10 protein-coding genes and 1 tRNA gene are annotated in these 8731 nt (G+C 66.6%); 8 read left to right on the top strand and 3 right to left on the bottom strand.

Going from position 1 to position 8731, the window contains the following annotated elements; translation table 11 throughout:
• The first annotated feature begins 161 nt into the window (after window positions 1-161).
• Genes AX685_RS16480 through AX685_RS16460 form a run of 5 tightly spaced genes read left to right on the top strand, consistent with a single transcriptional unit; the run spans window position 162 to window position 4395 of the window.
• Window positions 162-1208, top strand: coding sequence for a glycosyltransferase (locus AX685_RS16480; RefSeq protein ID WP_066490607.1), 1047 nt, complete (start codon window positions 162-164; stop codon window positions 1206-1208).
• A gap of 1 nt (window position 1209) precedes the next feature.
• Entirely contained in the window at window positions 1210-2316 is a 1107-nt protein-coding gene (locus tag AX685_RS16475) for an acyl-CoA dehydrogenase family protein (protein ID WP_066490604.1), read from the top strand.
• The gene (locus AX685_RS16470; RefSeq protein WP_066490603.1) at window positions 2316-2978 is read left to right on the top strand and encodes a PIG-L deacetylase family protein; all 663 of its coding nucleotides are present in this window, start codon (window positions 2316-2318) and stop codon (window positions 2976-2978) included. Before AX685_RS16475 ends, AX685_RS16470 begins: the two co-directional genes overlap by 1 nt.
• On the top strand, window positions 2975-3553 hold the full coding sequence (locus tag AX685_RS16465) for an SAM-dependent methyltransferase (protein ID WP_066490602.1): 579 nt from the start codon (window positions 2975-2977) through the stop codon (window positions 3551-3553). Before AX685_RS16470 ends, AX685_RS16465 begins: the two co-directional genes overlap by 4 nt.
• Complete coding sequence (locus tag AX685_RS16460) at window positions 3538-4395, top strand: glycosyltransferase family 2 protein (protein WP_331710186.1); 858 nt, start codon at window positions 3538-3540, stop codon at window positions 4393-4395. Before AX685_RS16465 ends, AX685_RS16460 begins: the two co-directional genes overlap by 16 nt.
• A 40-nt stretch (window positions 4396-4435) precedes the next feature.
• Here the strand turns inward: AX685_RS16460 and AX685_RS16455 are convergent, their stop codons facing one another.
• Window positions 4436-4789, bottom strand: a complete 354-nt coding sequence (locus tag AX685_RS16455) for a hypothetical protein (RefSeq protein ID WP_156445875.1) — start codon at window positions 4787-4789, stop codon at window positions 4436-4438.
• A 140-nt stretch (window positions 4790-4929) separates the two neighbouring features.
• Here AX685_RS16455 and AX685_RS21780 point away from each other — a divergent pair, with 140 nt between their 5' ends.
• Window positions 4930-5079, top strand: a complete 150-nt coding sequence (locus tag AX685_RS21780) for a hypothetical protein (protein ID WP_156445874.1) — start codon at window positions 4930-4932, stop codon at window positions 5077-5079.
• Window positions 5080-5215: 136 nt separating this feature from the next.
• A tRNA-Gly gene (locus AX685_RS16450) sits at window positions 5216-5289 on the top strand.
• On the opposite strand, the gene AX685_RS16445 is transcribed toward AX685_RS16450, so the two are convergent.
• Window positions 5255-6874: a recombinase family protein gene (locus AX685_RS16445; RefSeq protein WP_082741029.1), complete on the bottom strand. Its 1620-nt coding sequence runs from the start codon at window positions 6872-6874 to the stop codon at window positions 5255-5257. The two genes, AX685_RS16450 and AX685_RS16445, sit on opposite strands and share 35 nt — an antisense overlap.
• 173 nt (window positions 6875-7047) lie before the next feature.
• Entirely contained in the window at window positions 7048-8169 is a 1122-nt protein-coding gene (locus AX685_RS16440; RefSeq protein WP_156445873.1) for a hypothetical protein, read from the bottom strand.
• 283 nt (window positions 8170-8452) lie between these two features.
• Here AX685_RS16440 and AX685_RS16435 point away from each other — a divergent pair.
• Window positions 8453-8731, top strand: a 279-nt coding sequence (locus tag AX685_RS16435; protein WP_066490594.1) for an ArsR/SmtB family transcription factor, incomplete at its 3' end; no start/stop codon positions are given.

Below are 8731 nucleotides of genomic sequence, written 5' to 3'. Positions count from 1 at the left end.
GCGCGCGGCGAAAGCCCGGCGGTACCGGATTTTCGCCATTGGCAAGAGCGGGCCCGCTGGCGCCGCGAACAAAGGCCGCTCCTGGGCACCCTGCTGCACGAGGCCGAGCAGCGCCTGCCGCCGCTTCCCTGCGACATACCCTTGCCGGGGCTGGAGGTTGGATGACCCGCCCGATCGGCTATTATGTGCACCATCACGGTGACGGCCATCGGCAGCGGGCCATCGCGATCGGGCAGGCGATGGATCGCCCGGTCACCCTGCTGGGCACGGGCCTTTCCGGGCGGAGCGGCGACCTGCCCTGCATCGACCTGCCCGACGACCGGCTGGATGACAGCTTCGCCGGGGTGGACGGCACGGACCGCCCCCCTGCCCTCCACTACGCCCCGATCGACCATGACGGCATACGTCGGCGCACCGCCGCGCTCACCCAATGGATCGCGACGGCGCGACCGGCGCTCGTGATCGTGGACGTGTCGGTCGAGGTGGCAATGCTCGCACGTCTGGCATCGGTGCCGACCGTCTATGTCCGCCTGAACGGCAAACGGATCGACCGCCCGCACCTCGACGCCTTTGCGAGCGCCACCGCGCTGCTGGCACCGTTCCATGCGGCACTGGACGAGCCGGACCTGCCGCCGTGGGTGCGAAGGAAAAGTTTCCACGCCCCCACCATCGTCACGCCCGTATCAGACGCGCACGTCGCGCCCGGCGATCATATCCTTGTCGTGATCGGGCGCGGCGGCGCGCCTTCCGACGGCGAACGCTGGGCGCAGGCAGCCAGAGCGATGCCGGACAGGCCATGGCAGGTCATCGGCCCGTGCACCGCGCCGGCCGATCCGCCGCCCAACCTGTCGCTGCTCGGCTGGGTCGAGGATGCCGACCGCAGGATTGCCGAAGCCGCTGTCGTCATCGGCGCTGCCGGCGACGGGTTGCTCGCCTCCGTGCTGGCGCATCGACGGCCGTTCCTGTGCCTGCCCGAGCCGCGCCCCTTCGACGAACAGGGTTCGAAGGCGCATAGGCTCGCTGCACTGGGCGCAGCCGTCGTCCTCGAAAACTGGCCGGAGCCTGCGGCGTTTCCTCGACATATCGCCAAGGCGCAGGCGATGGCAGCTTGCTGGCCCGATGCCCTGTGCGAGGTCGGCGGCGCGGCGCGGGTCGCCGGATGGATCGGCGCCCTCGCCCAGCAATCGGACATCAGGAAAGAGGTATGACGTGACCGCACCTGCCCAGCCGTCGCCGGAGCGGCCGGACTTGCTTGTCGATGCGCTTGCCAAGTTGGGCGCGCGCTATGACGCCGCTCCGCATTTTCCGGTCGACAGCCTTTGCCTGCTGGTTCGTGCCGGCCTGCATCGGCGCTTCGCGCCCATGGCCTGTGGCGGCGAGCGCTTCGCAAGCCCACACGATCAGGCCAGGTCAATGGCTCTTGCGCTACGGCAGGTCGGGCGCGGCGACCTCAGCATCGGGCGACTGTTCGAAGGCCATGTCAATGCGCTGCTGCTGTTCGACTGGTTCGCGAACCCGGAACAGCGCGCATGGCTGAACGAGGCACTGGGGCGCGGGGCATGGTTCGGCGTATGGGCGACCGAGCCGGCACCCGGCGTCGCCATGAGCGCTGCGGCGCCGCATGTCCTGTCTGGCGAAAAGCACTTTGCGAGCGGTGCGGGCGGACTGGACTATGCGCTCATCACCATCGCCTGCGAGGGGTCCGAGCGCCGGCTGGCGATCGCCCCCGCCAACGACCCCGAGCGCGCCGACCTGACCGGATGGCGGGTGCGCGGCATGCGCGCGAGCGTCAGCGGACGATATAGCGTCGAGGGCCTGTGCCTTTCCGAAACCACGCTGCTGGGCGCGCCGGGGGATTATGATCGCGATCCACGCTTCACCGCCGGCGCCTGGCGGTTCTGCGCGGTCCAGCTGGGCGGGATCGAGGCGCTTCTTGCCGAAACCCGCCGGCTGATGCGCACGGCGGCGCGCGAGGACCCGGTGCAGAGGGCGCGCTTCGCTCAGGCCGCCGTCGCGACGCGCAGCGCCGGCTTCTGGGTGACGGAGGCCGCCCGCCGTTTCGCCGACGGCGCGCAGGACAGCATTGCCGTCTCCCGGCTGGCCCGTGGAGTGGTCGAAGATGCCGGCTTCGTCGTCATGGAAGCGGCTGCCCGCATCCTGGGCACGCGCAGCGCGCTCGACGGGGAGCGCGCGGACAAGATCATCCGCGATCTTTCGCTTTATCTGCGCCAGGCCGGTCCCGACCATGCCCGGGACGAAGCCGCCAAGGTGCTGCTCGACCACGATGTGTGGCCCGAGGACGATCGGCTTTGGTGATGGCGCAACCCCTGATCGCCAGCCGCTGGGCCGCCGCCCGCTGGCTGGTCGTGGCGCCGCATGCCGACGACGAGACGCTGGGCGCGGGTGCGCTGATCGCCCATGCCGCGAAGCACGGAAGGCTGGGCGGCGTCGTCTATCTGACGGACGGGACAGGATCGCATCCAGACGGCACACCACGTCTGGCGATCGTGCGCAAGGCGGAGGCGCGCGGCGCGTTGCGCCGGCTGGGTGCGGGCGAAGTCCCGGTCGACTGGCTCGACTGGCGCGACGCCCACCCGCACGAAGCAGGCAGCGCCGCCTTTCGCCGGAGCGCGGCCACGCTGGCGGGATGGCTGCGCGACCGCAAGATCGATGCGATCGCCGTCAGCGACCGGCTGGACCGGCATTGCGATCACCAGGCCGCCTATCGTCTTGCGCAGGCCGCCGCGTCCATCGCGCGGCGGGTAGTTTCAGTCTTCGGCTATCACGTCTGGAGTGTGCCCGCGGCAGGCGCCCGCCGGCTGAGGACGCCGCCGATGCCGCCGGGCAAGCGGCGCGCCGCCCTCCACGCGCATCGCAGCCAGACGACGCCGCTGCTCGGCGACGGCTTTCGTCTCGCCGCGCGGCAGGTGCGGATGCAGGCCGACGACATATTGACGTTGCGAAGGATCGCCTCATGACCGGATCGCTCGACGCCGCCTATTTTGACGGCATCTTCGCATCGGACGACGATCCATGGGATCTGGCGAGCAGCGCCTATGAGGCGGCCAAGTTCGATCATACGCTCCGGGTGCTGTCCGATCGGCGCTACGACCGTGCGCTGGAGATTGGCTGTGCGCACGGCGTCCTGACGAAACGGCTCGTCAGCCTGTGTGATACGCTGCTGGCGGTGGATATCAGCGCTCACGCACTGGCGAAGGCGAGGGAACGCATGGGCGACCATCGCGGGTTGGTGCTGCGACAGATGGCGTTCCCCCGACAGACGCCAGACGATGCGGCGTTCGACCTCGTGGTGCTGTCGGAGGTCGCCTATTATTGGGGCGGGGTGGATCTGGAACGCGCTGGCGCGTGGCTGCGGTCGCACATCGTCGCGGGCGGACGCGTGATCCTCGTCCATTATACGGGCGAGACGGACTATCCGCAGAGCGGCGACGAAGCCGTGGAAAAACTCTGGGCCGGCGTCGCGGACGATTTCAGCGTCGAGCAGGCGGAGCAGTGCACGGGCTATCGGCTCGATCTGTGGAAGCGGCGCTGATGGGGGTGTCGGTCTGCACCATCGTCCGTAACCGGCGCGCCCATCTGCAACAGCTTGTCGAGGGATTGCGCCGCAGCGCACTGCAACCCGAGGAACTGATCGTCGTCGACATGAGCGACGAGCCGGTGTCGCTATCGCGATGCCCCTTTCACGTGTGCATCGATCGGTTCGAAACCGCAGGCCTTCCACTGGCCGCGGCGCGCAATCGGGCCGCCCGGCTCGCCACGCACGACAAGCTCATCTTCCTGGATGTCGACTGCATTCCGCTCGCTTCCTGTATCGGCCGGCTGGTCGAGGTACTGACGGTGGAGGATGCGCTTCTCTGTGCCGACGTCCGCTATCTTGGGCCGGACGATGCGCGCGGGGCATGGGAGGAAAACGATCTGCTGGCGCGCGGTCGCGCTCATCCGGTTCGCAGCTTCCCCGCTCACGGTATCCGCGACGAGCGCAATCCCGGCCTTTTCTGGTCGCTCGCTTTCGCCATCCGGCGGGCGCGGTTCGACGCACTGGGCGGGTTCGACGAAGGCTTCACCGGCTATGGCGGGGAAGACACGGATTTTGGGTTTCGCGCGGCCGACGCCGGATTGCGACTGCTGTTCGTCGGTGGCGCCATCGCCTGCCATCAGCACCATGACGGCTATGATCCGCCGCTTCAGCATATCGCCGACATCGTCCGCAACGCCCGCTATTTTCAGCGGCGCTGGCAACGGTGGCCGATGGAGGGATGGCTGCGGGCCTTTGCGGATCGCGGCCTGATCCGATGGAATGACCAACAGCTCGATCTGTTGCGCCTGCCCACGTCGCGGGAAATCGACGCGGCGCTAACGCAGGCCTGGCCATGATGCCGGCGGATGTTGAAAGGGGCAAGACGCTCCGGAATGGTCAAACCTTGCACCGAAGACGCAGAAGACGTGGAGTTCGAGCGTCCGCGCCATCGAACTGAAATGGGGCGAGGTCCCGCTTGCGGCATTCGACCATACGCCAATGATCGCCAAGATCGTCGACTGACGCGGTGAACGTTAAAAGAGGCCGGGCGCTGCAGACAATCTCGTTACGGTCCTGCGCGCGATACTCAAATACGGCGCTCAGCGTGGTGATCTGAAGATCGATGCCGCTGAAAAGATCGCGAAGATTTACGTCAACCGGCAGAAGGGCGGAGATCATTTGGACCAAGGAGGATCTGGCGACTTTTGAAAAGGCAACGAGAGAAGCGCGCCGCGTGGTATACCGGGCCATTCTCTCCTGTTCCGCGACTGGGTTGCGGCGGGAAGACCTTGCACGAGTCACATGGTCGTGAGTTGGGGAGTTCGCCATCGTCAAGAAGGCGATGAAGAGCAGTCGGCACAGATGTCCGCGGCACGTTCGCCACCTATCTCATGATTAAGACCGACCTCGCCGATGCCGAGATCGCCAGTATCATGGGATGGTCTGTCGATGAGTTTACGCAGATCTGCCGCATCTACGTCGGCGACACCGCCCGCCAGATTGCGCTTGGCAGGCGCATCGCCCGAGGTCTGGCCAGGTGATGAATGCCACGGCAACGCGGGCGATGCATGTTGACGGAAGGACGGGCCCCGTGGCATTGGCTACCCCGCCCACTGTAAGCCGGAACTATAAACCGGCGCCGTTCAGAGGGCCTTATCGACGCTAAGTCGTTGAAATGCGGGTGTAGCTCAATGGTAGAGCAGAAGCTTCCCAAGCTTACGACGAGGGTTCGATTCCCTTCACCCGCTCCACCTTTGCAGTAAGTGCCTCCGGCGGCTCGCGCCCGGTGGCAAGTGCAACGATGCCGGCAAGACGGCCTTCCACTTGTATTGCTACGCCGCGTCCGTCCGGGTTGGGCGTGAGCACGATTCGATCGATGAGCGCGCGCAAGGCGGTCGTTGCCTCCTGGTTGGCCTCCGGATCGGCCAGCGCAGCCTGAAGCCTCAAAATCTGGCGGCGATAGTCTGCTGCGATTGCGGGATGCAGCGCCACAACCGGCTCCGCATCCTGCTCCTGCATCTCGGCCACAGCCGCTTCGCGGTCCGTTCGCGCTTTCGTCAGCGCGTCGCGAAACTGGTCGAAAGTCCCCGCCCCGGCACCGATCGCGGCAACGAGGCGATCGATCGTTGCGGTCGCATTGGCGAGCCGGCGCTCGACAGCTCCGCGCTCGCGACGCATCTTGGCGACGCGCTTGGCATATTCTTCGCGATACTCGGCAACGAAAAGCTCGACGAGGTCGGGATCGAGCATCCGTTCGCGCAGGCCCGTCAGCACGCGACGTTCATAGCTTTCGGTCGAGATCTTACGGTTGTTGGTGCAGCCGCTGCCCTCGGTGCGACTGCCGCAACCCCAGTAAGTAGCGGTTCGCACGTTCCATGAGCCGCCGCATACGCCGCAGACGCCGAGGCCGGAGAGCATATGGCGAGCCCGTCGCTGCTTGACCGGCGCTCCGCCCTCGCGACGACGGAGGCCGCTCTGGACCCTGTCCCAAAGATCCTGATCGATGATGCGCAGGTGCGGCACGTCCTCGATCACCCACTGGTCGGGCGAATTTGGCCGGATGCGAACGCGGCGCGTCATCGGCTCGACCACCTTCGACGTGCGATTATGGACGATGCGACCGATGTAGAGTTCGTTCTGGAGCAGACCGTTGCCGCGCGTACGATCGGGACGCAGCGTGGTCGCGCGCCAGCGATCGCCGCGCGGGCCGGGGATACCCTCGGCGTTCAGGCGCTCTGCGATCTGCTTGGGGCTGCGACCATCGGCATAGTCCTGGAAAATGCGGATCACGACCTGCGCCTTTTCGGTGTCGATCTCGCGCAATCCTCGGATGGCGCGACCGTTCGCATCGATTCGGTTAGCCATCCGATAAGCGTAGGCCAGCCCAGCCGGCGACCGTCCCTGCGCGACCGTGCCGCGCTGGCCGCGCTTGATCTTGGCGCCCAGTTCCTTGCGGAAGTTGGCATCCATCAACCCCTTGATGGTGCCGGTGAGGTGGGTGATCTCGCCATCGGTCAACGTGAACAGACGGACACCGGCAAAGGCGAGCCGCTCGCGGATGGCGAAGCTGTCGCCCTCGTGCCGCGCGATGCGATCGGTGGATTCGGCGAGCACCTGGTCGACCCCGCCGCGTTCGATCCGCGCGAGCATGGCGGCCAGGCCCGGCCGCTGGCTCTCGCCGATGCCGGCCGCGCCGGATATGGCGTAGTCGGTATAGACCTCGACGATCTCCCACCCTTCACGCTCGCAGCGTTCACGACAGATCGTGATCTGGTCCTCGATCGACCGGCTGTTCTGGAGCAGGCTGGAGAAGCGAGCGTAAACTAGGGTTTTCATCGGCGGACTTTCGGCGGCGGGCAGTGGCAATGTCCCGTACCGCACTCGCCCGCGCAAGCGCCCTCACGAGCTCGACGAGTCCCGGATCGAGTCGCCTCGAACCGGTCCCGCCATCCCCGGCCGGGGAAGAAGAAGTGGGCGTGTCCACGGTCGATCGCTCCGACCAACCTCCCTCAGCCCTGCTGGTCCACGCCGAAGTGGCGGCGCACGAGCGCGATGCAGGCCTTGGCGGCGACCTCGCGTTCCTCGATCGACATCGTCGACACGTCGGGCAGGCTGATGCGATCGACGTCGTCGGAGAAGCGTTCGTAGGCGGCGACCGGCTGGTCGTCGTGGCCGAAGATTTCTTCGCTCTTCACCGGCACGACCGGCTTCGGCTTAGTCGGCCTGTCGGCGATCGACGCCTCCGTATCGCCATCCGCATCGAGCGCGGCGAGCGCCTCCTTGGGCGTGAGCCGCTCGCCGTTGGCGGCGATGTCCTCGGCACGGTCGAGCATCGCCTGGAACGCCTCGGGCGGCAGATCCTTGCGGAGCGTGAGGATGGTGGTCCCGTACGAGATCGGCGACAGATCCGGCTCGGCCAGGATATCGAACAGCACCGGATACGCCTGCCGCATCCGGGCCGCGATCAGCATGTTGCTGACCTTGTCCTTGGTCAGGCGCGGGTAGCGTTCGGCGATCGCGCGCTGGCTAATTCCGTTGACCTGCTGGAGGTTCAGGAGCGCCTGCGCCTTCTCCATGGCACTGGCCTCGATCGTGCCGAGCGCGGTGTCGCACATCGAAGCGATCGCATCCGCCTCGGTGCCGGCGTAGCGCACGCAACGGACCATGACGTCCTCGTTGCCAATGTGGACTGCCTTGAGCGCGTGCCAGGTAAAGCGGCCGTCCACGATCGGATGCACGCCATCGACCTCCGGCAGAACGACCAGCGGGCGCAGGTCGTCCGGTTCGGCGGCGGTCAGCGAAAGCGCGTGAAAGTGCGCGCCCTGCTCGCGCGATCCCACGCGCAGGTGATACGGCCACTCGCCGAGCTTCGAGAGTGGCAGCCGGAACTCGCCTGCCACCGGCGGCGCAGCGACGAAGGTACCGGTGGCATCGTCGCCTCCACTAAAACCGTCAGCCCTGTCGGCTGCTTTCGTCTCCTCAGCCAGGCCCAACGCAAACGCCTGCTGGCTCGGGGACAGCTTGGTTGCGATAGTAGCGCCCGTGGGCGAAGCCGTTTCGGTGTTCGTCGACGTCGGCTCGACGTCTTTATCTGCCGGGGTGGTCGGGGCGTTGTTGGCGGTCGCGGTCATGATGGATCTCCCGCAAGATCCGGCGCACCATGCGTCAGATCATCGCGGGCACATCGATCCGCCGATTCGCGACCTGAACCCTCCCGGACAGAATCGTCATCCGGGACCGCGACAGCGACAGAAAAGCGGCGCTCGCCCGGGGGCAACCTTTCCCGTAAAGGATCGACAAACGGGACGCCCTAAACCTTCCCAAAAATCCTTCGCCGGGTGAGTGGCGAGATACCTGATCCACGAATAACCGAGCAACAGTAGCGCCACGCCATATATCTGCTATGCTGGATATATGGAAAATGATTCGGCTATCGTTGCGCTTGGGGCACTGGCGCAGGGAACGCGCCTCGATGTGTTCCGCCTGCTGGTCCGTCACGAACCCGCCGGGATGGCGGCCGGCGAAATCGCCCGTCAGCTCGATGTGCCGCAGAACACGATGTCGGCGCACCTCGGCATTCTCGCCCGCGCTGGCCTGGTCCGCTCCGAACGCCATAGCCGCTCGATCATCTACCGCGCCGATCTGGACGGCCTGCGCGCGCTGACGCTGTTCCTCGTCAAGGACTGCTGCGCC

The organism is Sphingomonas sp. CCH9-F2 (assembly GCF_001556735.1).
Taxonomy (GTDB): Bacteria; Pseudomonadota; Alphaproteobacteria; order Sphingomonadales; family Sphingomonadaceae; genus Sphingomonas; species Sphingomonas ginsenosidimutans.
This window is presented reverse-complemented; position numbering and strand designations above follow the sequence as displayed.

Excerpts from the sequence above, each read along its gene's own strand:
- AX685_RS16480 (WP_066490607.1), top strand. The coding sequence starts at position 162 with ATGACCCGCCCGATCGGCTATTATGTGCACCATCACGGTGACGGCCAT.
- AX685_RS16470 (WP_066490603.1), top strand. The coding sequence starts at position 2,316 with ATGGCGCAACCCCTGATCGCCAGCCGCTGGGCCGCCGCCCGCTGGCTG.
- AX685_RS16465 (WP_066490602.1), top strand. The coding sequence starts at position 2,975 with ATGACCGGATCGCTCGACGCCGCCTATTTTGACGGCATCTTCGCATCG.
- AX685_RS16455 (WP_156445875.1), bottom strand. The coding sequence starts at position 4,789 with ATGGCCCGGTATACCACGCGGCGCGCTTCTCTCGTTGCCTTTTCAAAA.
- AX685_RS21780 (WP_156445874.1), top strand. The coding sequence starts at position 4,930 with ATGATTAAGACCGACCTCGCCGATGCCGAGATCGCCAGTATCATGGGA.
- AX685_RS16445 (WP_082741029.1), bottom strand. The coding sequence starts at position 6,874 with ATGAAAACCCTAGTTTACGCTCGCTTCTCCAGCCTGCTCCAGAACAGC.
- AX685_RS16440 (WP_156445873.1), bottom strand. The coding sequence starts at position 8,169 with ATGACCGCGACCGCCAACAACGCCCCGACCACCCCGGCAGATAAAGAC.